This is a genomic window from Mesorhizobium sp. M0618, assembly GCF_040320765.1.
GTDB lineage: Bacteria > Pseudomonadota > Alphaproteobacteria > Rhizobiales > Rhizobiaceae > Mesorhizobium.
In genome coordinates this window covers 92,137-116,546 of record NZ_JAMYQH010000021.1, presented here as the reverse complement: position 1 = coordinate 116,546, position 24,410 = coordinate 92,137, and the positions used below count along the sequence as shown (strand labels likewise).

Genomic DNA, 24,410 nt, shown 5'->3' with positions numbered 1-24,410 from the left:
TTTGTCCGATTTTTTTTTGGGCGTTGTATATTTGTTTTTGCCGGGCTGTAAAGGGGCTGTTTCGCCGGGCGATGTGGGGTTGTGTGTCTGAAAAACTCAACTCGGCGGCGGGTTACCCCGGCGCCCCTTCTTGTTGACGCTACGTCAGCCTTTGTTTCGAGGCATGCCGTTTTCCCAAACCGGAACCACTTTGGGCGACATGCATCAGCTGTCGCGGAGCTTGACCAGATCGTTCAGCAGCCCGCCCGTTCCGTTGTGGACGGTCAGCCGCTCGACCTTGCCGGCGATGGTTTCCAGAGCCTCAAGCTCCTTCAACCGCAGCATCACCGGGTTTTCCGCCATCACCCTGGCCGTGTTGAGGAGGGAACGCGTCGCGTTCGTCTCCTCGCGGCGACGGATGATGTTGGCCTCGGCCTGCTTTTCGGCCGACACCACCTGGTTGAGGATCTCGCGCATCTCGCCCGGCAGGATGACATCCTTGAGGGCGATATCGCTGACCTCCACCCCGATCTCGGCCATATCAGCGCGGACCTTGCCAGCGGCTTCTTCGTCGATCGTCACCTTCTTTTCAAGGATCTGATCGAGTGTCAGCGCGCCAAGGGTCTTGCGGAAGGCGTACTGCAGGGCGCGGTAAAGGGCTTCGGAGAAGTCCTTCACCATGCTCACCGCCTTGACAGGATCGACGACCCGGTATTCGGCTGCGATGTTGACGCGGATCGTCACGCGATCCTTGGTCAGCACTTCCTGCCCGGCAACGTCGAGCGACTGGCGCTTGAGGTCGACGACCTTGATCTGCACCATGCGTCCGACGTTCCAGAAGCCATGCACGCCCGCCGTCAGCGTCCTGACCAGGACACCGTCGATGAACAGCAGTCCGGCCTGACCGTCGACGACCGGGTGGACGGACATCAATTCCGCCTTCCGGGCCTGGCCGAGCCGGCGCATGACCGCCGCATCGATGGCGAGATCGACCGATGTGTCGATCAGCGTCACCTTCCACGGACCGGCATCCGTCCACAGCACGAGCTTGCGGTCCGGCGCCAGAACGGCGTGCAGATTGCCGTCACGCTCGATGATGGCGACATCCGTGCGCCCGGTGCGAACGACGGTGAAATGACGCGCGGCCACATCCGGGAGCTTGTCGAACAACGCCTTCTCGTATGCCGAAACGAATTCCGGGTTCTTCAGATCGTGCCGGGACACTTCAAGGCTGCCGCGCCGGTTGGCGAGCCAATGTTCGCCCGGCAGCAGGACAGTCTTGATCTCACCCTTGTGGAGGGTGAGGGCACGTTCGTTTTCCTTTACGAGGACGCGCTCGCGTCCAAGAACCTTGTCGAGAATTGTCATTGTTTCACTCCTGTCGGGCATGGCCCCATGCGAGGCGTCAAGTCATGCGTCGATCGTTCCTTTCGTTTCTCGTTTCACATCGTCGTCTTGCGTCATCGTCCGGGCACGAATGATCCGGGGACTGGTGGCATCAATCCGTGGCGGGCCTTCGGGAGCGGATCGCGGGGCAGCGAAGCGGGCGCCGGAGGCCGAGCTTCCTTTGCCGGCGACACTGCGCCTTGATCGTCACCGCGGGCCTGGCCGCGAGCCGATGGCGAAAGACGCTTGGGATGATCCGCGCCCGAGGGCTTGGGCCATCCGTTCAGTCTTTCGCATTCCAGTCCCCTGACCGTTTTTCGGATGGCTTTTCAGGCCAATGGAGAAGGAATCGAACCTTCGACAGTCAGATTAACAATCTGATGCTCTAACCAAACTGAGCTATCCGTGGTGCAGATGAAGGGAATTGAACCCCCGACCTCCGGACCCAAATCCGGCGCTCTCCCGCTGAGCTACATCCGCGATCCCAATCCCCAAAGCGGCGCCGTATACAGGGCGGCAAAGCCGCCTGCACGGGCGGAGGCGAAAGCTCCAACCGTTGTGCTCGCTTCGGTTCTCGTGACCGGGAGCGCGCCTATAGCCCCTGCGACGGGTTGTCGCAAGCGGCATTGTCGTGGCGGATTTGCGGCTTCTTGCGGCGGTGGCATTTCGGCAACACCGCTTTCGACGTCAGCGATCGCGCGCAGGGAGCTCAGAAGGTGACGCGGCCGAGCACGCGCAGGCTATCGCCCTGCGGCTCCACGACCACGGCCTCGCCTTCGCGCGGCGAGATGCCGGTCAGCGCCACGATGTCTTCCAGATGGGTGACCATGACCAGATTGTCGGAGCCGGAATAGGCGCGGATTTCTTTCAGGATCGCCGCGATCTGCGCGGCTTTCTGCGCCTCGTCGCCCTTCAGGAGATCGAGCGGAGCAAACAGCTCCGGCTCGGCCTCGAAGGCGATGCGGGCAGTATCGAGGCAGCGGCAATAGCGGCTGGACAACACGCGCTCGATCGGTGCCGCACGGGCGGCAAACAGAGCGCCGATCTTGCTCGCCTGTTGCTTGCCACGGGCCGACAGGTTCATCTGGGTGGCGCAACTGTCGATGTCGAAATTGGCCGGGTCGGTGGTGCCGGTGACCATGGCATGGCGCAGCAGCACGACATGTCCGCCATCGCGCAGCAGCGCCCAGCCTGCATCCGTGGCGTGGGCCACGCCGGGAATAAGAAACAGGAACAACGCCAAGGCAAATCGAATCATCCGCTATCCTTCTCCGGTTCCCGGCAATGGGTTCCGGTGACGGGACATATAGGGACGGTAAAGCCAGCCGAAAGACAAGGCGCGGTCGGCGGGATGCGTAGACCTACTTCTTCGCCATCTGCTTCTTCACCAGATCGATCTTCTGGTCGGTGAGCGGGATGGGGATTGTGTAGCCGGCTTCGGTAAAGCCCTGCTTGGCGTTCTCGAAGAATTCGATCGCCTTTTGATATTCGGCCTTGCCCCCGCCATAGCTGGCCCGGTTCCAGCTGACGTCACCGAGATTGTTCTGCGCGAAGGCCCATTGCATGGGCAGGCTTTCCCTGGTGAATACCTTCAGCGTGGCCGCGAAGGCGGCCTCGGCATCACCGAGGTATTTGCCGGTGCGTTCGAGATTGCCGAGGTTGAGCAGGCTCATGCCGATGCCGTTCTGGGCGTTGGCCCAGTCGACCGGTGCCGCGTCGACGGTGAGCACTTCGAGGGCTGCCCGGCGGGCCGCGATGGACTCCAGCAAGGTCCTCGGGTCGGCATTGCTCATGCTCAGCCAGTGCAGCGTCGAGCCGAGGCCGGCCTGGGCCAGCGCCCATTGGCGCGGGTTCGTCTCGCGCTTGTACTCGCGCAACGCATCGCGGTAGGCGGCAATGGCCTCACCGTAATGTTCCGGCTTGTCGGTCACGCCGCCCAGAAGCTGCAGCGTGTTGCCGAGATTGTAGTGGCTCATTGCCCAGTCCTGCGGGAATTTCCGTCTGACATAGACCTGTCGCGTGGTCCGGAACGCCGCCGCCGATTGCTCCAGCTTGGCCGCGTCGCGGGTACGCTGGCCAAGTGTCTGGTAGATCGACCCGAGATTGTTCTGCGCCGACGCCCAGTCCATCGGGAAACGCTGCCGGGTAAACACCGTCAGTGCATCGTCATAGGCGGCCGCGGCCTCTTCAAGCGCGCCGGTGCCCATATCGAAACGGGCGACACCGCTCAGCGCGTTGCCGAGGTTGAGCCTGCTGGTCGCCCATGAGACGGGGAAGGTTTCACGGGTTCGCACTTCAAGCGCGGCACGGAACGCGTTGGCCGCCTCGTTTATCTTCGCCTTGTTGTTGAGCTGAATGCCGAGCGATACCAGCGTGTTGCCGAGATTGTTCTCGACCATCGCCCATTCCACCGGCGCCTTTTCGCGCGTGTATTCCTCAAGCGCCAGCCGGTAGGCGGCTTCGGCCTGCGCCAGATGCTCGCCGGCCGCCTCGCGCTCGGAAAGCGCATAGAGCGCCAGGCCGAGATTGTTCTGCGAAGCAGCCCAGTCGAGCGGCACTTTTTCGCGCGGGCGTTTCTGGAGCGTGGCGCGCATCGCTGCCACCGCTTCGTTCAGGCGCTTCGGGTCGCTCTCGCGTTCGCCGATCTTCAACAGCACATTGGCCAGGTTGTTCTGCGCGGCGGCCCAGTTGAGATCGTCCTTCTCGCGCTCGAACACGACAAGGGAATCGCGAAAGATCCGCGCTGCCTCTTCAAGGCGCGCGGTCTCCGTCTCGCGCTCGCCGATGGTCTGCAGCACCACCGCCATGTTGTTGCGGGTGATCGCCCAGTCGCGATTCTGTTCGCCGTTGGGGATGAAGTTCAGGATGGTGCGGTAGGCCTCGATGGCGTGCTGCAGCGCATCGAGGTCGCCGGTGGCATAGCCGTGGGCGTTCAGCGCCTCGGCTTCCTGGTTCTTGTAGTTCCAGCGCAGCTTGTCGTCCCATTTTTCGGCCAGCGAAAACGCCTTGGCATAGTCGCCGGCGGCGGATCTGTAGTCGAAGACCAGCCCCGAGGCGTCGGCCCGCCTGGCGTAGATCGCGGCATCGGCAAGACGCTTCTGCTTGACGAGATCTTCGGCTTCATCGACCGCATCGTCGGTCTGCTCGACCCGGCCGACTGCATCGTCGAGGAATTTCCGCGCCGTCACGATGGCGCCCTGGCCGATCGCCTTGTCGGCGGAGGCGATCAGGCGTTTGATCTCCGGATCGTCGGTGCGCAGCGCGGCGCGCTCGGACATCATCTTCTTCAGGCGCTCGGCCTGGGCGTCGAGCATCTTTTGCAGGTCGGACGGATCCTCCGGGATCTTTTCCGTGCCGAGCGCCTTCAGCACGCCATAGAGTGCATCGAGCGGCACACCTTCCTGCAGCGAAGCCAGTTCCACCTGCGCCCGTTTGGGGTCGGGCAGGTCGGAAATCGTCAGCAGGAGCTGGCGCCGCTCGCCGGTGATCAGCCCGTCGTCGCCGGTCGGCTCTGCTGGTGCGACACCAAAATAGAGCAGGCGGCGCAGGCTCTCATTGACCCAGGGGCGCTGCCTTGCCTTGGTGTCGAGATAGACCTCCTCGGTCACCATGCGCATGACCGAGCCGAACTCGGTGCCCTTCATCGCTGCGAGGTGGCGCAGCAAAGCGGATGCGTAAGGGCTGTTTTCACCGGCGGCGCCATCGAGTGCCGGACGACCTGGTTCGGCGGCAAAGCCGACCACCGTGCCCAGGCTCGCGTCGGCCGCCGGCGCATTGCCGAGTGCCTTGGCGCCGCGCACCGGCTCCAACCCGCCAGCGCCTATGGGCGAGGCGGAAGCGGTCGGTGAGCGCCGGACCATGGCATCCGCGGGGAATGGATTGGTGCGGCAGGCGTCGAGCAGCATGATCGTCACCGGCACTGTCTTTTTCAATGCCTCCATGACGGCCGATATCGGCACAAGGCTGGTGCCGGCATCCTTCAGCGACGGGACGTCGGCATCGACCGGAACCAGATAGTTTTCGCCGCCGGCCTCGATGCCATGACCGGAGTAGTAGATGAAGGCGACATCGGCGCCGTCGGCATCTTCGGTGAACCGCTGCAGGTCGCGCTTCAGCTTGGTGGCGTCGCGGTCGGTGACGCTGCGGGCGTCGAAGCCAAGGTCGGTCAGCATCTTGGCCATGTCGCGGGCGTCGTTGGCGGGGTTGGGCAGGGCGGCGATGTGCAGGTAATTCGACTGGCCGATGATCAGCGCCACGCCCTTAAGGCTTATTGTCTCGGCAACTGCAAGCGCGGTCGCGGCAAGGCAAAGCAGTGCGGCGATGAAAGCCGTCAGCCATGCCCGCCGCAAAAGATTAAGCTTCGAGGTTTCGACAAAGGTCATTTGTCGTTCGCATCCGCCCTGATGATCCAAGCCCTCTATAACGCTGCCAATGGACCATGATCAAATTTGGCCATGATCAAATTAGGGCATGATCAAATTCGGGCGCGATTGCGCCGCGGCCGTGGCTCGCCTATCCCTGAAAAATGTCGCCGCTCACCGAAACCGTTCTTTTCGTCTTCAGCCTCGTCGCGCTCGGCTATCTCACCGGGCTCACCGGCTATCTAAAGCCGGCCAGCGGGGACGGCATCTCCGAATTCGCCATCAACATGGCGATGCCGCTGCTGCTGTTTCGGACGATGGTGAATTCCGATTTCCATGGCGTGGCGCCATGGTCGCTGTGGGGCGCTTACTTCACCGCGGTTGCAATGACATGGGCTGCCGGCCATCTGGTGACGACGCGAATCTTCGGGCGGGACGCACGCACAGGTATCGTCGGTGGAGTGTCGTCGTCCTTCTCGAATGTGGTGTTGCTGGGCATTCCCTTCGTTCTCGGCGTATTCGGGTCCAGCGGATTCGAAGTGCTGTCGCTGCTCGTTTCCGTGCATCTGCCGACCATGATGATGGCGTCGATCATCATGTTCGAGATATTTGGCCGCGGTGGCAGCGAGCCCGTACACCCGCTGCGCATCATCCAGAGCTTTCTGAGAAGACTGTTCACCAATCCCCTGATCATCGGCATCCTGGCCGGGCTGGCATGGCGCCTAACCGGCGCGCCGCTGCCGAACCTTGCCACACGGCTGGTCGATGCGCTGGCTGACACTGCAGGACCGGTGGCGCTGTTTGCCATGGGCCTCAGCCTGCGTCGCTTCGGTATCTCCGGCAATGTCCGGCCGGCTCTGGCGCTTTCGGTGCTGAAATTGTTCCTGATGCCGGCTCTGGTTCTCGGTCTGGTCTGGCTGCTTGGCCTGCCGCCATTGACGGCCAAAGTGGCGGTGGTGGTGGCGGCGCTACCATCCGGCATCAATTCCTATCTCATCGCCGTGCAGTTCAACACCGGCCAGGCGCTGGCGTCGAACCAGATGACAATCGCCACGGCGAGCGCGGTTGTTACAACCGCCTTCTGGCTGACGGTGGTGCTCCACGTTTTCGGATAGGATATGTCGATAGTCAGATAGTGCGGCCAGCGATCGGCACGGCATATGTCCGGCCTGCTCTCGCCTCGGGCTGGTCCAACCCCTATATGCCATCTTGCGATTGCTTGCGGGCCTTGCCCTCGGTAAAGAGCAGTGGCTCCGGCGTGCCGGCTTCAGTCCATGGCGCACGCTCACCGAAGATTTCACAGACCGGCCCGTCAGCGCGCCGAACGGAGGATAGACCATGCTTCAGAAAACCAGCCATTTCATGCGGCAGGCCAATCTCATCAACGGCGAATGGGTGCAGGCCGACAGCGGCCAGACGGTCGACGTCAACAACCCGGCCACCGGTCTCAAGATCGGCACCGTGCCGAAGTCGGGCAAAGCCGAGACCCGCCGCGCCATCGAAGCCGCCGCGGAAGCTTTCAAGACCTGGCGCAAGACGACCGCGCTCGAGCGCTCGAAGCTGCTGCGCAAGCTGCATGACGCGATGATGGACAATCAGGACGTGCTGGCCGAACTGCTGACCATCGAACAGGGCAAGTCGCTGTTCGAATCGAAGGGCGAGATCGGCTCCGCCGCGGCCTATATATTGTGGTTCGCCGAGGAAGGCCGCCGCACCTATGGCGACGTGGTGCCGTCGCCGTGGGCGGATCGCCGCATCCTGGTGACCAAGGAACCGGTCGGCGTCATCGCCGCCATCACGCCGTGGAATTTCCCGTCCTCGATGCTGGCCCGCAAGCTCGGCCCGGCGCTCGCCGCCGGCTGCACCGCAGTGGTCAAGCCGGCCTCGCAGACGCCGTATTCGGGCCTCGCCTGGGGTGCGCTCGCAGAGGAGGTCGGCTTCCCCAAGGGCGTCGTCAACATCCTGACCGGTTCGGCAAGCGAGATCGGCGACGAGATCTGCGCCAATCCGCTGGTGTCGAAGATCACCTTCACCGGATCGACCGAAGTCGGCAAGCTTCTCATCCAGAAGTCGTCGGTCACCGTCAAGAAAGTGTCGATGGAGCTCGGTGGCAACGCGCCGTTCATTGTCTTCGATGACGCCGACCTCGAGCGTGCGGTCGCCGGTGCGATCACCGCCAAGTATCGCAATTCCGGCCAGACCTGCGTCTGCACCAACCGCTTCCTTGTCCAGGCTGGTGTCTATGACAAGTTCGTCGAGAAGCTCGCTGCCGCCAGCAATGGGCTGAAGGTCGGCTCCGGCCTCGAGGACGGCGTGCAGCAGGGGCCGCTGATCGACGAGAAGGCGGTCGAGAAGGTCGAAGAACTGATCGCCGACGCCACATCCAAGGGCGGCAAGATCGTCGCCGGCGGCAAGCGCCATGCGCTCGGCGGCTCGTTCTTCCAGCCGACGGTCATCGCCAACGCGACACCCAAGATGCGCTTCATGAAGGAAGAGATCTTTGGCCCGGTGGCGCCGGTGTTCAGGTTCGAGACCGAAGAGGAAGCGATAGCGCTCGCCAACGACACCGAATTCGGCCTCGCCTGCTACTTCTACACAGGCGATCTCGGCCGCGCCTTCCGCGTCATGGAAGGGCTGAAATACGGCATGGTCGGCGTCAACGAAGGCCTCATCACCACGCCGGAGGCACCGTTCGGCGGCGTCAAGGAATCCGGCCTCGGCAAGGAAGGCGGACATCAGGGCATCGAAGATTACCTCGATACCAAATATGTCTGCATCGGCGGCCTCGGCCTCTGATATTCTATCCCGGAGATGGGGAGGCCAATGGCCTGCCCATCTCAGCGGGAAACCAAGCCGAAGTCCTCTGGATCAACTGGCATTACGGGCATGGCGATGAAGGACGGCGAGGTTTTCAGCACGACGCAGGCTGGCGAGCAGGTGCGTCGCTTCACGATCAGGGGCGGCGGCATCACAGCCAACATCATCGGTCTAGGCGCGATCATCCAGGATCTGCGCCTGACCGGGCACGATGCGCCGCTGGTGCTCGGCTACGACAGTCTGGAAGGCTACGAGACGGATACGGCCTTCTTCGGAGCGGTCATCGGTCGCTACGCCAACCGCATCCGCGACGGCCGCTTCACCATTGGCGGCAGCCGCTACCAGACCGAGCAAAACTTCCTCGACAAGCATACGCTGCACGGCGGCTCGCAAGGTTACTCCCACCGGCCGTGGACGGTTTCTTTGCATGGCAGGGATTTTGTCACGCTGACGCTGCATGATCCCGACGGCGCGATGGGCTTTCCCGGCGCGCTCGATGTCACCTGCACCTACCGGTTGAAAATCCCCGGCACGCTCAGCGTCGAGCTGACCGCCACCTGCGAGGAGCCGACGCTGTGCAATCTCACCCAGCATTCCTACTTCAACCTGGACGATGGCGGCGCCGGAGACATTCTCGACCACAGGATGATGTTAAATGCCGGCGCCTATCTGCCGGTCGATGGCGATATGATCCCGACCGGGGTGGTCAAGCCGGTTGACGGCACGCCGTTCGATTTCCGCCAGGCGCGGCCGTTGCGCATGGAGACCGAGGGCGAACAGCTGCCCTACGACCAGAATTTCTGCCTCGCTTCGACACGCGGGCCGCTCAAGCAGGCGGCATGGGCGCAAGGCGCCAGTTCCGGTGTCGAGATGGAGGTCTGGACCACTGAGCCGGGCGTCCAGCTCTATACCGGCCAGTATGTGACGCCGCGCACCGGGTTGGAAGGCCGCGACTACAAGGCTTTTTGCGGCTTCTGCCTGGAGCCGCAGATTTGGCCGGACGCGCCGAACCGGCCTTATTTCCCGCAGGCGACGCTGTGGCCGGGCGCGATCTACCACCACGTGACGGAATACAGATTCCGTCTGCCCTGAGGCCTGCCAATGTTCAGGTGAAGCCCGCCTGACCTGAATCGCAACAGACTTTAGCCGGCGAAGGCCGCGCGCAGCGTCTCGAACGGCGCCAGCGCGCCGCGCACCTGCACCACGGCGGCGGCGACGCGATGCGCACGGCGTGCTGCTTCAAGCGGGTCGTGGCCGGCAAGTCGAGCCGCAAGATAGCCGCCGTTGAAGGAGTCGCCGGCGCCCGTCGTATCGGCGGGAGCGGCGACATGGATTGCCGGGACTTCGCGCAGCGCTCCTGCTTGGGCAATCAGTGCCGGTGCTTCGCCGTTCTTGACGACGACCTCGCTGACGAGTTGCCCGAGCCGCTTCGCTGTGGCTTGCGGTGTTGGATCGCCGAACAGCACCTGCTCGTCGGGGAAGGTCGGCAATGCGATGTCGGTGACGGCAAGGGCTTCGACGATCGCTGCCTGCGCATCCTCGCGCTCACGCCAGAGCCGCGGCCGGTAGTTGGGGTCGAAGGCGATAAGTGAACCAGCCGAACGCGCCTTGGCGACGGCGGCCAGCAACTCAGCGCGCGCGGCTTCGTCCAGAATTGCCAAAGTGATTCCGGAAAAATAGACAAGTGCCTGATTTTCCAGGTTTTTCGATAATGCGGCCGGGTCCGAGACAAGCTGCCGCGCAGCGGCGTCGCCACGCCAATAGGTGAAGGAACGTTCGGCTCCCGTCAGCGTGATGGCATAGAGGCCGGGCCGCGCGCCCGCTATGAGCGGGCTGGAGCCGATGCCGATGCCGTTTTCAGCGAAGAAATCGATCTGGCCTTGCGAGAATGGATCGTCGCCGAAGGCCGAGACATAGGTTGCCGGCCGCTCAGCGCTCAGTGCGTGCAGCGCCCACAGCGTGTTGAACGTGTCGCCGGCAAAGCCCATGCGCCAGTTCGGTCCCGTCTGGCCCGACAGTTCGAGCATGCATTCGCCGATCGAGGCGACGCCGGTTCCCGCCATCTACAATCCTCCAGTGATCTCGGTGCTGTAGCTTTTTGCCACCGGCAGCGCCATGCTTGGCAAGCAGGGTTTTTTCCGCCACAGCGTTTTCCCACAGGCTGGCGGGATGCGATCCGTTCGGCAGAGCGTTGTCTGCAGAAGAGGAACCGGTTTGGCATCGATATGGCGTTATCTTCTGGCAGGTCTTGGTCTGGCTGCCTTGCTGGTCGGCATTCTCGCGGTCGTTTACCTGACGGCGCCGCGGTCGGCGCGGCCCGCCGGCCCGGATGTCTCTCGGACGAAGAACACCGCCAACGGGCTGTTCGTGGCAAGCTTCGCGCCGGAGCGAGGCGTTGTGCGGCTAGGCCAACTGCAATCCTGGCTGCTGACGCTGAAGACAAAGGCTGGAGCTCCGGTGGAAGGGGCGGCGATCGCGATCTCCGGCGGCATGCCGCTGCACAGTCACGGCCTGCCGACCAGCCCGCAAGCGACCGACTATCTCGGCGACGGGCGTTACCGGATCGAAGGGGTGAAATTCACCATGAGCGGCTGGTGGCAGCTGCATTTCGCCATCTCGGCCACCGCAGGCTCCGATACGGTGCTCTTCAACGTGGTGCTGTGAGCAGGACATGAGGCGGCGTTCGCGTTTTCTGGCGCTAATGGTGGCCGTTGTCCTTACCGGCTGCACGAAGCCGGATTTTTCCGACGCCGAGAAGACGACCATCGCCTCGCTGGCGCTGTCGTCGCTGCCGGCGCTCAAGCCCGACACCACCGATCGTTTTGCCGACGTGCCGGCGGCTGCCGCACTCGGCTCGACGCTGTTCTTCGACCAGGGCATGAGCGGTGACGGGTCGATATCCTGTTCGACATGCCACAAGATCGACCGCCAGTTCCAGGACGACCTGCCGCAAGCCGTCGGCGTCGGCCGTACCAGCCGGCGGACCATGCCGCTGGCCGGCGTCGCGCGCGATCCCTGGTTCTTCTGGGACGGCCGCCGCGACAGCCTGTGGGCGCAAGCGCTGACGCCGCTCGAAAACCCGCTGGAGCAGGCGGGAAACCGCACCGCCTACGCGCATTACATCAAGGCGCGCTTCGGCGAGCGCTATGAGCGCATCTTCGGGCCGCTGCCCGATCTTTCGGGCATGCCGTCGAATGCCAGCCCGCTTGGAAACGATGCCGAGAAGGCGGCCTGGAATGCGATGAGCGGCGCGCAGCGCAGCGCAATCGACGGCGTCTTTGCCAATATCGGCAAGGCGATCGCCGCCTTCGAACGCTCGATCGAGCCGGCGCCGACGCGTTTCGACCGTTTTGCGCTGGATCTCGTCACCGGCGCTGAGCCGAAAGGCCATGCGGTCTTTTCCAAGCAAGAAATCCTTGGGCTGAAACTGTTCACCGGCAAGGCCAATTGCGTGACCTGTCACAACGGCCCGCGCTTCACCGACAACAGCTTTCACAACACCGGCGTGCCACCCATTGCGGGCCTGCCGCCGGACCGCGGCCGCATCGATGCGGTGCGCCAAGTCGAAGCCGACCCGTTCAACTGTTTCGGCGCCTATCGCGATGGCGACGCCAGCGCCTGCGGCGAGTTGCGCTTCATGGTCAAGGATGGCCCGCAACTGATCCGCGCCTACAAGACGCCGTCGCTGCGCGGTGCGGCAACGCGGTCGCCCTACATGCATGCCGGGCAGTTTTCGTCGCTCGACGAGGTCGTGGCGCACTACGCCAAGGCTGCACCCAGCGTGGAGGGTACGTCCGAAGTTCATCCGCTGGGGCTGTCGGATCGTGAACGTGCGGCGCTGGTGGCTTTCCTGAAGACGCTTTCGGAGTGAGTTAGAGCCCGATCCATCCCGATGTATCGGGATGGGGCTCTACGTTTGACCATGATCTTGTCCGAAAACCGGCTTCCACTTTTCGGGATCATGGTCATCGATCCTTGACTGTCTCCATCGCCACGAAGGTCGAGGTCTGGGCGACGTGGGGCAGGGCCGAGATGCGTTCGCCGAGGACGCGGCGGTAGGCGGCGATGTCCCTGGTGCGGACTTTCAGCAGATAGTCGAAGCTCGACGCCATCATGTGGCACTGCTCGATTTCCGGCACGGCCTGCACGGATCGGTTGAAGGCATCGAGCGCGGCGGACCTGGTGTCGGACAATTTCACCTGGACGAATGCAACATGGCCTTCGCCCATGCGCTCGCGGTCGATGATCGCCTGGTAGCCCCTGATGTAGCCGTCCTTCTCCAGCCGCTTCACCCGCGCCTGCACCGGCGTTTTCGACAGGCCGACGTTTGCCGCCAGTTCTGACATCGAAAGCCGGCCATCGCTTGCCAGCGCCGCCAGGATATTCCTGTCGATGCGGTCCAATTGGTCTTCTGTCATCGAAAATGCAGTCCATATGTCGGTTTTGAGCTGCTACGATAGATCGAATGACCTGCAATGTCGATTTCTTCGGACCGATTGAAAATTCGCATCTGTGCTAGCTTCCACCATTCGGTCCGGTGACCGCCGGCCCGATCCCTTTGCTCGATCCATGGGACCGCCATGCCAGCGCTCGATGCCATCCGCCAGCAGATCCGCGCCAACTACCTGCCCGATGAAGACGAGGCCGTGAAGCGGCTTGCCGACGCGACGGCGCTCTCCGGGAAAGACCGCAAGGCGATCTCGGCCCGCGCCGCCGATCTGGTGCGGGCGGTGCGCGGTTCGTCCGATCCAAGGCTGATGGAAGTCTTCCTCTCGGCCTATGGTCTCTCCACCAAGGAAGGCGTCGCGCTGATGTGCCTAGCCGAGGCACTGTTGCGCGTGCCCGATACCGAAACGATGGACGACCTCATCGCCGACAAGATCGCGCCGCACGACTGGTCGGCGCATTCGGGCGGTTCGAGCTCCATCTTCGTCAACGCCTCGACTTGGGCGCTGATGCTGACCGGCCGCGTCCTCGATGAGGGCGAGGGCGGCATCGAGGGCACGCTGCGCTCTATGGTGCGGCGGTTGGGCGAGCCGGTCATCCGCAAGGCGGTGGCCGCCGCCATGCGCGAGATGGGCGAGCAGTTCGTGCTCGGCCGCACCATCACGGAAGCCGTCAAGCGCGGCCGGCCGATGACGCAGAAGGGCTATCTCTATTCCTTCGACATGCTGGGCGAGGCGGCCCGCACCGAGGCCGACGCCTTGCGCTATCACAAGGCCTATGCCGACGCGATTTCGTCGCTCGATTCCGGCTCCAACGGTCCTGACATCAGGCAGAACCACGGCATTTCGGTCAAGCTTTCGGCGCTGCATCCGCGCTACGAGGTGGCGCAGAAGGAAGAGATGCTGCCTGTGATGGCCGAGCGGCTCTTGTCGCTGGCGCTTGCCGCGCGCCATTCGCGTATGGGCCTCAACATCGATGCCGAGGAGGCCGATCGCCTCGATCTGTCGCTCGACGTCATCGAGCGGGTGCTGGCCGAGCCGGAGCTCGCCGGCTGGAACGGCTTCGGCGTGGTGGTGCAAGCGTATGGGCCACGCGCGGCCTTCGCCATCGATTGGCTCTATGCGCTGGCCAGGAAATACGACCGCAACATCATGGTGCGGCTGGTCAAGGGTGCCTATTGGGACACCGAGATCAAGCGGGCGCAGACGCTCGGACTGTCAGGCTATCCCGTCTTCACCCGCAAGGCCAACACTGATGTCTCCTACATGGCTTGCGCGAAAAAGCTGCTATCGATGACCGACCGCATCTATCCGCAATTCGCCACCCACAATGCCCACACCGTCGCCGCCATCTTGGCGATGGCGGATAATCGCGATTCCTTCGAGTTCCAGCGCCTGCACGGCATGGGCGAGGCGCTGCACGAGACGGTGCGCCGGTCCGAAGGCACGCGCTGCCGCATCTACGCGCCGGTCGGTGCGCATTCCGATCTGCTGGCCTATCTGGTCCGCCGGTTGCTGGAGAACGGCGCCAATTCCTCCTTCGTGCACCAGCTGACCGACGAGGACGTCGAGCCGGAGGACATTGCGCGCGATCCGCTCGAAACGGTCGAGAGCCAGGGTCCGGCCGCCAATCCGGCGATTGCCCGGCCTTCCCAAATTTTTGGGGCCGGGCGTCGCAATTCGAAAGGATTCGACATCACCGACACGGTGACGCTGGCGGCGATCGACAAGGCCAGGGCGGCCTTCGCTGGGCCGGATCGTTGGCATGCCAAGCCGATCACCCGTGCCGCCGGCTACGGCAAGCAGCGTCCCATAGTCAACCCAGCAAAGCCTTCCGAAGTGGTCGGTACGGTCAGCGAAGCCGCCGCCAAGCAAGTCGCGACCGCCGTGCGCTTTGCGGTGGAAGCGCAGCCGGCATGGGCAAAACGTTCCGTCGCCGAGCGTGCTGCCATCCTCAACCGTGCCGCCGATCTCTATGAAGCCAATGCCGTCGAGTTCTTTGCACTCGCCACCCGCGAGGCCGGCAAATCGCTGGCCGACGGCGTCGCCGAAGTGCGCGAGGCGGTCGACTTCCTGCGCTACTACGCCACCGAGGCGGCTAATGCGGAGGCGGGCACGCAAGCGCGCGGCGCCATCGTGTGCATTTCGCCGTGGAATTTCCCGCTCGCCATTTTCACCGGCCAGATCGCGGCCGCACTTGTCACCGGCAATTCGGTCATCGCCAAGCCGGCCGAGCAGACGCCGCTGATCGCCTTCCGGGCTGTCGAGCTGCTGCGCGAGGCCGGTGTGCCGGAAGACGTCATCCAGTTGCTCCCTGGCGACGGCCCATCGGTCGGCGGGCCGCTTACATCAGATCCGCGCATCGCCGGCGTCTGCTTTACCGGCTCGACCGAGGTCGCCAAGCTGATCGAGAAGCAACTGGCCGAGACGGCCGCGCCCAACGCCATGCTGATCGCCGAGACGGGCGGCCTCAACGCCATGATCGTTGATTCCACCGCGCTGCCCGAACAGGCGGTGCGCGACATCCTCGCCTCGGCTTTCCAGAGTGCCGGCCAGCGTTGCTCGGCACTGCGCGTGCTCTATGTGCAGAAGGACGTGGAGAAGAAGATGCTGGAGATGCTGAAGGGCGCCATGGAGGCGCTCAGCATCGGCGATCCCTGGCGGATTTCGACCGATGTCGGCCCTGTCATCGACGACGAGGCGCAAAGCTCTATCCGCGAGTACTGCACGAAAATGGGCTTGCAGGGCCGGCTGATCGCCAAGCTCGAAGCACCCAAGGAGGGGCGCTTCGTCCCGCCGCACGTCTTCCGGGTCAAGGGCATCGAGGACATGGAGCGCGAGGTGTTCGGGCCGGTGCTGCATGTCGCTACGTTCGACGCCGACGAAATCGACGCGGTCATCGCCGCCATCAACCGCAAGGGCTATGGCCTGACCTTCGGCCTGCACACTCGGATCGAGGGTCGCGTCCAGCATTTCGTCGACGGCATCCATGCCGGCAACATCTATGTCAACCGCAACCAGATCGGCGCCGTGGTCGGCTCGCAGCCGTTTGGTGGCGAGGGGCTTTCAGGCACCGGGCCGAAGGCCGGCGGCCCGCACTACCTCCGCCGGTTCCGCAAAGGGCCGGAGGCTGGCACCCATTTGCAGGATGGCCATAAGGTCACGGCGACCGAGCTTGCCGACAATCTGCCTGATCCCACACTTGGCGGCTGGTCGACGCGTCCGGACCGGATCGCCATTCTGAGGAAGCATCTGCGCGGCAAGGGTGCTGCGGCCATAGGTGCGGCCGCCGGCATCGATTTCGGCCAGATCGACCTGCCCGGGCCGACCGGCGAGGCCAACACGCTCTCGCTCTCGCCACGCGGACGGGTGCTGTGCCTCGGTCCCGATGGTGATACGCTGCTGGCGCAGACGATCCAGGCGCTCGCCGCCGGCAATGCGGTGCTGGCCGTGGCGCCCGGCGCACCGGCTGCCCTTTCCCCATTGACCGGCAAGGGCTTGCCGCTGGCCGCCATCGATGGTCGGCCGGATCCGGTCGAAGCACGCTCACTGCGCGTTGATGTCGTCGCCTTTTCGGGCACGCCGGAGGCTGCACGCATCGTGCGCAAGGTCATCGCCGACCGCTCCGGCCCGATCGTGCCGCTGGTCAGCGAGGTACTGAACCCGGCGGCCTATGCACATGAACGGGCTGTCTGCGTCGACACCACCGCCGCCGGCGGCAATGCGAGCCTGCTGGCCGGAGCTTGAGCCCGGCCAGTATTTAAGCGCCTTCGACGACCGAAAAACCTTCGAACTGGGGGTGACCGAGATAGTGGACCTTCGTCGTGCCGACATTTCGATGGGCGGCGCGGAAATTCTCCGACTTGGTCCAGGCGATGAAATCCTCGTGGCTCGCCCACACCGTGTGCGACGCAAACAGCGTGTAGCCTTCGGTCTCGTTGACCGGGCCACGCAGCAGGTGGAATTCCCGAAAACCCTTCATCTCAGCGAGGCTGGAATCGCGGTTCTTCCACACGGCTTCGAAATCGTTCTCCGAGCCGGTCTGCACCTTGAAGCGGTTCATGGCGATGTACATGGCGGTTCCTTTCGTGCGGATGTTGATGATTGGCGGCTGCAGCGTTTGTTCTGCGCACATTCAAAATGGGCCGATTTCGGTCTCGAACTCCAAATTTGCGCTTGCTGCCTGTGGTGGAATTGGAGGGAAGGGGGCTGCCTTGCGGACAATGCCAAGCGCCGCCTGATCGAAAGCCGCCGACCCTGAGGTCTCCAGGATGCGCAACTCATTTATGTTGCCCTTCCTGCCTATGACGAATGTGACAACCGCATTGTTGCGTGCCGCCAGCTGTAGGGAAGGCGGGAGGGTGCGATTGACGCTGCCGAGTTTTCTAAAAACATCGCCGCGGTAATTGTCTTCCGCGGCCGTGCCTGCCTCTTTTTGCCTTTTGCCCTTGCTGGCTGCTTGCGCCGACCGGTCCTCGCCATTCGCCGTGCCGCGCTTCTCATCCGCCGTCTTTGAAGGGGCAGCTGCCGACGTTGGCCTGGCGCTGGGGATCGGTGGCTGCTCTGGAACGGCGACAGGCACTTCGGCGCTCTCGGCCTGCACGATCGGCTGCGCCGGCGTTTCGGCCTTGGGAGCCACGCTCTGGTCATCGGGGCGAGGGGCGCCGGCCACCAATATGTCGGGCGTCACCGTCTGCTGTTTGGCAGGTTCCGGCAAAGGCTTGAGCGGCTTTGCTGCGTCCTTCGCGGGTTGCGAAGGCTCTGTTGGCGGCGTTGGCTTGGGCGGCGTTGCCGGCTGTGGTTTGGCGGGTTGCGGGTTCGGCACCAGTGCAACGTTTATTGCCGTCGGGTCCTTGTCCAGCGCGCTGCCGACCACGTTGGTGCCCGACTGTTCACTGCCTTCCGGCTGCTCGGCATCTTGGAAACTGGAAGTCCCCGTAGGGGAAATCAGAAAGGCCGCTGCCACCGCGGCATGGAGCAGGCAGGAGACGACGATCGCCGCCGTCCACTTGCGGTTCCAGGCCGATGGCCGCGGTAGCGCGAGCGGCTCGGTTGGCTCTATCGCCAGCTCGGCCCTGGCTTCGGGGAGGGGACTGATATCCTGCATGTCTCGCCGCGAGACCTGCAGCGACAAGAGCAGAATTGTCAAATCAAGATCGTTCACTCGCAGCGGCAGTCGGCAGTGGCCGGCAACTGGCCACGCCGCATTGTTTTGCAGGAATGCGGGATGCAGTCCCACCTCAGACGCCGAAAGCGATACCGGTCTTGGTGTCCGTCTTCAGCTTGCGCATGCAGGCGTTCGGTTCGACGCCGGTACCGGTGCATTCGGTCGCGCTGTTGATCAGCACGCGGCTGACTTTCGAGCACTCGGTGCCGGCCAGATCGAAACGCGTCACCTTGGTCTTGCCCGCCGGCAATTCCTTGAAATCGAGCACGGTCAGCCGGTCGACGACGCCTGCCTCGTTGAACAAGGCGATCTCAAACGCCGCCTTGGATAGGTCGGCGCCGAGATTGTTGTTGACCACGAACGTCAGGCGGCAACCCTTGTCGGAAGGTTGCGCACCATTGAGTTCTAGGGTGAGTGCGGGGACCGGCGCGGACTCTTGTGCCCACGCCGGAACCATCGCAAGCGACATCGCCAGCATCGAGGTCAGCAGACGAAGGGATGTCATCAAGCTCGTCATGGTAATCAGCCTCCAAATCGCATCGTCGCCGCCAGCTTCAGGGTGACGCCGGGCTCGTAGGCCGCGAAGACCGGCTGCGGCGGCTGGCCGGCCGTGGTCAGGTTGAGCGGGTTGGCGTATTTGACATCGAACAGATTGTCGGCGCGGAAATCAATCTTCAAATTGTCCGTCGCCTGGTAGCTGGCAAAAGCATTGACCAGCGTGTAGTCCTCGGCGATCGGGTTGCCCTTGGGCTTGCCATTGTATTGCACTTCGCCGCCCACGGTTAGCTTGTCCTCGAGGAAGCGCAAGCCGAGCTGCGCGGTGACCTGGGATGAGGGGATGGTCAGCAGATCGGCCCGAACGTCCCTGTAGGAAATGGTATGACCATTGGTGATTGAGGCCGAAAGCCCGGCATAGCCCCATCCGGCATCATAGACGCCCTCAAGTTCGAAGCCGTCGATCTTGGCCTTGGCAAAATTCTGGTACTGGAAGCATATCGGGATACCGGGTCCGCTCGGGCAGCCGGCTGTCGGGTCAAACCGCGACAGGGTAACGCCATCGATGTAGTCTTCGACATCGTTGTTGAAATAGGCTGCCTTGATGCGCAGCGCATCGCCGGCTTCGAGGATGTCATTCTGCTTGTAGTTGAGGCCGAATTCGACGGTCTTTCCGGTTTCCGGCCGCAGATTGGGATTGGGCAGGAACGGGAAGGTGACACCCGCCGGATGGCGACCGCTGATCAGTGTTTCCGACAGGGAGGGTGACCGGTATCCTTCCGCATAGGTGCCGTAGAATTGCAGGCCGGCAAGGCTGGCGCTGTCGAAAGGCGAGACGCCGACGGTGATGCGCGGCGACAACCGGTCCCCCGACGTTTCGTGTGTGTCATCCTTGAGGCTGTAATTGTCGTAACGCAGCCCGGCGATGACTTCGAGCCACTCCCAGGTGAGCTTGTCCTGGACATAGGCGCCGGAGACGTTGCGCTTGCCAGACGGCGTGTAGAAACTGTCGCCACCTGCGGTGCCGCCGGTCTCGACGTTGTCGCCGGCCCAGTCGCCGCCATAGGTCAGTTCATGCGCGATGGCGGCAGTCTCGAATCTGGACGTGTTCCAGATGTCGATGCTGGTCGTGTCGATGTCGAAGGTCGATGTCGAGCCAGCCGGCAAAACAACTGGAAGGCCGGTGCTCGGATCAAACCGGTTGAGAGGCACGAGGCTGGTCAGATCGAGATTGGTCTTGTTGTAGGAGGTGTTGATATGGACATCGAGCCAGCTCTTGTCCTCATCCGTAATGTTGTAGCGGGCGGTGAAGGTGTTCGACTTCAGGTCGACGTCATTGACCGGCACGCCGCCGCTGATCTCGTTCCAGCCGTCGCTTGAGCCGACCCAACCGAGCTTCAGTTCGCTGTTGTCGGTCGGGCGGATGGTGGTCTTGAGCAGACCGCTCAGCACATCGAAGCCGGTGCCCTTGACCGTGTCGCCACCGCCATCCTTGTAGTCGTCATAGTTGCGGTAGACGATGTTGCCGAGCACATCCCAGTTCTCGTTGAGGCGGTAGGCACCGGATGCGCTTGTTGTCCAGCCCTTGCCGTTGCTCTCATAGCGTCCCGTGACGGAGCCGGCCCATGTCTCGTCAGGCTTGAGGAAATCCTGGGCATCCTTGGTGTCGAAGAAGACGACGCCGCCGATTGCGCCCGAGCCGTAGGTGTTGGCGACAGGACCGCGGATCACGTCGACAGATTTGACGAGTTCCGGGTCGATGTAGAAGGTCGACTGCGTGCCGTGGTCGGAACGCTGGAAATTCTGGCGCGCGCCGTCGACGATCACCGCGACGCGGCCGAAATCCTGCAAGCCGCGGATGTTGATACTGGTGCTGACGCGTCTGGCGTCGGCCTGCGCGGCGACGCCGGGCACGCCGAGCAGCATCTCATTCGGCGTCGTCGCCATGCGGCGGTCGAGCTGTTCCTGGCCGACATGGCTGGTCGATGCCAGCGATTCGATCGCCGTCTCGCCGGTGCGGCTGATGACGAGGATCTTGTCGAGCAGCGTTGCGCCCGCTTGTGCCGCCTTTTCTTCGTCGGCCTTCTTCGTTTGATCTGTCTGCTGGTCCGCCGGCTGCGCCGCCTGCTGAGCGTTGGCCAGCTGCGCCGACAAGGCGATCGCCGCCACGCTTGCCAGCAAAGCCGCTGCGCCGTTCGCCGCCGACCGGCCGCGCCATTCCCAAGTCACAAACCCCATGCCCCAACTCCAAAGTCCAGGTTTCATGCTGGCTGGCCCGGGGCTGGCTGGCATTTTTGATCTGTCCGGGGTCTTAAATGTTGACTCATTTAATCCGGTATTGCACTGACTAGTAAACATGATTATTCAAGTCAAGAAATGAATCGGATTACGCAACGCCTAGCCAGACGCCCGGCACAGGAAAGGGATCCATCCAGATGAACACCCACAATCCCAACGATTTTCGCTATCGCGTCCGCCGCTCCGACGATGCCTCCGCCCGTTTCGACCGGGTTCCGCTGGCGGTGCGAACCCTGTCCAGCAACACCCTGTTCCAGGGCGAGCACGAGATCGGCATCGAGCATCATGGCGCGCTCTATCGGCTGAAGATCACCCGCCAGGGCAAGCTCATTCTCAACAAGTAAGGCAAGGCCACAGGGACCAAGACATGGACCAGCGCGTAAAACCCGCCCCGCATGAAATCCGGCGGGCACGGACAGACAATCCGAAGACGCGCGAGCGTGATCTCGCCGCCCAGCTCGGCATTTCGGAGGCCGAGCTGGTCGCAGCCCACTGCGGCGACGGCGTCGTCCGTGTCGAGCCACGCGTCAACGATCTTTTGACCGGTCTCGAAGCCGTCGGCGAGGTCATGGCGCTGACCCGCAATGAAAGCGCGGTGCACGAGAAGATCGGCGTCTATGACAAAGTCGTCACCGGCAACCACAATGCCATGGTGCTTGGCGAAAACATCGACCTGCGCATCTTCCCGAAGGTCTGGGCACACGGCTTTGCCGTCGAGAAGCGAGACGGCGACGAAATCCGCCGCAGCCTGCAGTTTTTCGATGCGGCGGGCGAGGCCGTGCACAAGGTGCATTTGCGTCCGGCCTCCAGCCTCTATGCCTATCAGAAACTGGTTGCCGCGCTCGAATCGTCCAATCAGGAGCCGACGGTCGACATTTCAGGACCACTCCCCGATGACGAGATCTATGGCGACGAAACGACCGCCAATCTCGACGATCTCCGCGACCGCTGGAGCCGGCTGACCGATGTGCACCAGTTCTTCGGCATGCTGAAGACGCTGAAGCTCAGCCGCCGGCAGGCGGTCCGCCTGGTCGGGCAAGACTATGCCTGGCAGCTCGACAATGATGCCGTCCGTGCCATGTTTCATCACGCTGCGGAGGGCGAGATGCCGATCATGTGCTTTGTGGGAAACCGCGGCTGTATCCAGATCCATTCCGGTCCGATCAAGTCGATCAAGCCGATGGGGCCATGGATCAACGTGCTGGACGAAACCTTCCACCTGCATTTGCGGACCGACCACATCCAGGAGGTCTGGGCGGTGCGCAAGCCGACCAAGGACGGTCATGTCACCTCGCTTGAGGTCTATGACGTCGACGGCAAGATGTTCATCCAGTTCTTCGGCAAGCGTCATGAAGGCGAAAGCGAGCGGGACGACTGGCGCTTCCTGGCGGAAAACCTGCCGCGCATCCCAAACCCGACCGCAGCCTGAGGAAAATGCGATGCGTTTTTTCCCAAGATTGTCGACCGTGCGCGGATCTATTTTCGGGCCGGTGATCGGTCTCTCCATGGCTGTTATCGCATTGCAATCCGCTAGCGCCATGGAAGGCACGGCCGTGTTTGCCGATCCTTCGAAAATCGTGGCCGTTGGCGGCTCGATCACCGAGATCGTCTATGCGCTCGGCGAGGAAAAGCATCTGGTGGCTCGCGATTCCACCAGCCGGTACCCAAAGGCGGCGCTTGAGCTGCCCGATGTCGGCTACATGCGCGCGCTGTCGCCGGAGGGGGTGCTGTCGGTTAACCCGACCGGCATCCTGGCGCTGCATGGCAGCGGTCCCAAGCAAGCCGTCGATGTCTTGAAGAAGACGAGCGTCCCGTTCATCGAAGTGCCCGAGCACTATAGCCACAAAGGCATCCTCGAAAAGGTCCGTATCGTCGGCAAGGCGCTCGGCGTCGATGCCAAGGCCGAGGTGCTCGCCGGGGAGCTCGATGCCAAGCTCACGGCAGCTGAGAAGCAGACGGCGTCGATCAAGGAGCGCAAGCGCATCCTGTTCGTGCTGTCGATACAGGGCGGCAAGATCCTGGCGGCCGGAAGCGAGACCGCGGCCGACGGTATGGTCAAGCTGGCTGGCGGCGTCAACGCGGTCGAGGGCTTTTCCGGCTACAAGCAAATGTCCGACGAGGCGATCATAACCGCCAGACCGGACGTGATCCTGATGATGAGCAATGCCGGGCCTCCGGTGTCGGACGACGAACTGTTCGGCAATCCGTCGATCGCCTCGACGCCGGCCGGAACGGCGCGCAAGCTGATCCGCATCGACGGTGCCTATCTGCTCGGCTTCGGGCCACGCACGGCCGATGCCATCCACGACCTCGCTGTCTCGCTTTATGGCGGGCAGGTCACGGACTGAACGGGCGGATCATGGTCGATCAATCGATCGCCGGCCCGGTGATGGCAAGCGTATCCGAAGGCGACCGGTCGGGCCGCGCCCGCATCGTCATCCTTCTGCTGTGCCTGGGGCTCGCGGCTGCCATTTTTCTGTCGCTGACATCGGGGGCTTCGGACGCTTCGGCCGTCAACGTCATTGGCGACTGGCTGTTCGGCACAGTGCCTGATGACGCCGCGGTGAGTGCCCGCGACAGCCTGATTGTCTACGACATCCGCCTGCCGCGCATCATTCTCGGCATGCTGGTCGGCGCGGCGCTCGCGGTCTCCGGCGCGGTCATGCAGGGACTGTTCCGCAATCCGCTGGCCGACCCCGGCCTGATCGGCGTCTCGGCCGGCTCCAGCCTCGGCGCGGTTGCCGTCATCGTGCTCGGCGCCACGATATTGGCTCCGGTGACAGCCTTGCTTGGCACATTTGCCCTGCCGCTGGCGGCCTTCTGTGGCGGGCTCGCCACCACGCTGGTGCTTTATCAGGTAGCGACGCGGCGAGGGCAAACCTCGGTTGCCACAATGCTGCTCGCCGGCATCGCGCTGGCGGCGCTCGCCATGGCGCTGACCGGCATCCTCATCTTCATGGCCGACGATCGCCAGTTGCGCGACCTGACCTTCTGGCAACTCGGATCGCTCGGTGGCGCGACTTGGGCGAAGATCGCGTCGGTAGGGCCGATCATTGTGCTGGCGCTGGCGGCGATGCCGTTCCTGGCACGCGGCCTCAACGCGCTTGCGCTTGGCGAGGCGACCGCCGGTCATCTCGGCATTCCGGTGCAGCGGCTGAAATACACGGCCATCGTCGGCGTCTCTGCCGCGGTCGGCGCATCCGTCGCCGTCAGCGGCGGCATCGGCTTCGTCGGCATCGTGGTACCGCATCTGCTGCGCCTGCTGATTGGTCCGGACAATCGCTATCTGCTGCCGGCGTCGGCGCTGCTCGGTGCCTCGCTGCTGCTTCTGGCCGATGCGGTCGCACGCACCATCGTTGCGCCGGCCGAACTGCCGATAGGCATCGTCACCGCGATAGCAGGCGCGCCGTTTTTCCTTTGGATCCTGCTGCGCAAGCGCGGCGTGGTTGATTTGTGAGGCTT

Annotated in this window: 19 protein-coding genes and 2 tRNA genes; 10 read left to right on the top strand and 11 right to left on the bottom strand. The window is 63.4% G+C overall.

Annotation, left to right across the window (positions count from 1 at the left end; translation table 11 throughout):
• Positions 1-204: 204 nt before the first annotated feature.
• From NKJ04_RS22000 to NKJ04_RS21980, 5 genes are all read right to left on the bottom strand, one after another.
• Complete coding sequence (locus NKJ04_RS22000) at positions 205-1,347, bottom strand: slipin family protein (RefSeq protein ID WP_023812260.1); 1,143 nt, start codon at positions 1,345-1,347, stop codon at positions 205-207.
• A 352-nt stretch (positions 1,348-1,699) separates the two neighbouring features.
• Positions 1,700-1,769 (bottom strand) — tRNA-Asn (locus tag NKJ04_RS21995).
• Between the two features lie 2 nt (positions 1,770-1,771).
• Positions 1,772-1,845: transfer RNA gene (locus NKJ04_RS21990), tRNA-OTHER, on the bottom strand.
• Between the two features lie 229 nt (positions 1,846-2,074).
• A complete protein-coding gene (locus tag NKJ04_RS21985) occupies positions 2,075-2,623 on the bottom strand; it encodes a histidine phosphatase family protein (RefSeq protein WP_023812259.1) in 549 nt (182 codons plus the stop codon).
• A 103-nt stretch (positions 2,624-2,726) separates the two neighbouring features.
• Positions 2,727-5,747 (bottom strand): caspase family protein, encoded by a 3,021-nt coding sequence (locus tag NKJ04_RS21980; RefSeq protein ID WP_352677371.1) that lies wholly within the window; start codon positions 5,745-5,747, stop codon positions 2,727-2,729.
• A gap of 143 nt (positions 5,748-5,890) precedes the next feature.
• On the opposite strand from NKJ04_RS21980, the gene NKJ04_RS21975 reads away from it, so the two are divergent.
• From NKJ04_RS21975 to NKJ04_RS21965, 3 genes are all read left to right on the top strand, one after another.
• A complete protein-coding gene (locus NKJ04_RS21975) occupies positions 5,891-6,841 on the top strand; it encodes an AEC family transporter (RefSeq protein WP_352677370.1) in 951 nt (316 codons plus the stop codon).
• A 223-nt stretch (positions 6,842-7,064) separates the two neighbouring features.
• On the top strand, positions 7,065-8,522 hold the full coding sequence (locus tag NKJ04_RS21970; RefSeq protein ID WP_352677369.1) for an NAD-dependent succinate-semialdehyde dehydrogenase: 1,458 nt from the start codon (positions 7,065-7,067) through the stop codon (positions 8,520-8,522).
• A gap of 90 nt (positions 8,523-8,612) precedes the next feature.
• Positions 8,613-9,635, top strand: a complete 1,023-nt coding sequence (locus NKJ04_RS21965) for an aldose epimerase family protein (RefSeq protein WP_352677368.1) — start codon at positions 8,613-8,615, stop codon at positions 9,633-9,635.
• Positions 9,636-9,685: 50 nt separating this feature from the next.
• Here the strand turns inward: NKJ04_RS21965 and NKJ04_RS21960 are convergent, their stop codons facing one another.
• Complete coding sequence (locus NKJ04_RS21960; protein ID WP_352677367.1) at positions 9,686-10,606, bottom strand: sugar kinase; 921 nt, start codon at positions 10,604-10,606, stop codon at positions 9,686-9,688.
• Between the two features lie 151 nt (positions 10,607-10,757).
• Between NKJ04_RS21960 and NKJ04_RS21955 the strand changes: the two genes are divergently transcribed.
• Both NKJ04_RS21955 and NKJ04_RS21950 read left to right on the top strand, forming a co-directional pair.
• The gene (locus NKJ04_RS21955; protein ID WP_023812254.1) at positions 10,758-11,207 is read left to right on the top strand and encodes a FixH family protein; all 450 of its coding nucleotides are present in this window, start codon (positions 10,758-10,760) and stop codon (positions 11,205-11,207) included.
• Between the two features lie 7 nt (positions 11,208-11,214).
• Positions 11,215-12,414, top strand: coding sequence for a cytochrome-c peroxidase (locus NKJ04_RS21950; RefSeq protein WP_352677366.1), 1,200 nt, complete (start codon positions 11,215-11,217; stop codon positions 12,412-12,414).
• Between the two features lie 94 nt (positions 12,415-12,508).
• On the opposite strand, the gene NKJ04_RS21945 is transcribed toward NKJ04_RS21950, so the two are convergent.
• Positions 12,509-12,961, bottom strand: a complete 453-nt coding sequence (locus tag NKJ04_RS21945; RefSeq protein ID WP_023812252.1) for an Lrp/AsnC family transcriptional regulator — start codon at positions 12,959-12,961, stop codon at positions 12,509-12,511.
• Between the two features lie 162 nt (positions 12,962-13,123).
• Here NKJ04_RS21945 and putA point away from each other — a divergent pair, with 162 nt between their 5' ends.
• Entirely contained in the window at positions 13,124-16,735 is a 3,612-nt protein-coding gene (gene putA, locus NKJ04_RS21940) for a bifunctional proline dehydrogenase/L-glutamate gamma-semialdehyde dehydrogenase PutA (protein ID WP_352677365.1), read from the top strand.
• Between the two features lie 13 nt (positions 16,736-16,748).
• On the opposite strand, the gene hmuQ is transcribed toward putA, so the two are convergent.
• The 4 genes from hmuQ to NKJ04_RS21920 form a co-directional block, all read right to left on the bottom strand.
• A complete protein-coding gene (gene hmuQ, locus NKJ04_RS21935; protein ID WP_023812250.1) occupies positions 16,749-17,063 on the bottom strand; it encodes a heme-degrading protein HmuQ in 315 nt (104 codons plus the stop codon).
• A 60-nt stretch (positions 17,064-17,123) separates the two neighbouring features.
• Positions 17,124-18,137, bottom strand: a complete 1,014-nt coding sequence (locus NKJ04_RS21930; protein ID WP_352677364.1) for a TonB family protein — start codon at positions 18,135-18,137, stop codon at positions 17,124-17,126.
• Positions 18,138-18,228: 91 nt separating this feature from the next.
• Positions 18,229-18,672, bottom strand: coding sequence for a hypothetical protein (locus NKJ04_RS21925; protein ID WP_023812248.1), 444 nt, complete (start codon positions 18,670-18,672; stop codon positions 18,229-18,231).
• Between the two features lie 5 nt (positions 18,673-18,677).
• Positions 18,678-20,888, bottom strand: coding sequence for a TonB-dependent hemoglobin/transferrin/lactoferrin family receptor (locus tag NKJ04_RS21920; protein WP_352677363.1), 2,211 nt, complete (start codon positions 20,886-20,888; stop codon positions 18,678-18,680).
• 197 nt (positions 20,889-21,085) lie between these two features.
• On the opposite strand from NKJ04_RS21920, the gene hemP reads away from it, so the two are divergent.
• From hemP to NKJ04_RS21900, 4 genes are read left to right on the top strand one after another with little or no spacing between them, the layout of a single operon-like run.
• Positions 21,086-21,292 (top strand): hemin uptake protein HemP, encoded by a 207-nt coding sequence (hemP, locus tag NKJ04_RS21915; protein WP_023757683.1) that lies wholly within the window; start codon positions 21,086-21,088, stop codon positions 21,290-21,292.
• Between the two features lie 23 nt (positions 21,293-21,315).
• On the top strand, positions 21,316-22,377 hold the full coding sequence (locus NKJ04_RS21910; protein ID WP_128303988.1) for a hemin-degrading factor: 1,062 nt from the start codon (positions 21,316-21,318) through the stop codon (positions 22,375-22,377).
• A gap of 10 nt (positions 22,378-22,387) precedes the next feature.
• Positions 22,388-23,296 carry a heme/hemin ABC transporter substrate-binding protein gene (locus NKJ04_RS21905; protein ID WP_128303989.1) on the top strand — a complete coding sequence of 303 codons (909 nt, stop codon included), beginning with the start codon at positions 22,388-22,390 and terminating at the stop codon, positions 23,294-23,296.
• Positions 23,297-23,307: 11 nt separating this feature from the next.
• Positions 23,308-24,405 carry a FecCD family ABC transporter permease gene (locus NKJ04_RS21900; protein WP_352677362.1) on the top strand — a complete coding sequence of 366 codons (1,098 nt, stop codon included), beginning with the start codon at positions 23,308-23,310 and terminating at the stop codon, positions 24,403-24,405.
• Positions 24,406-24,410: the final 5 nt, after the last annotated feature.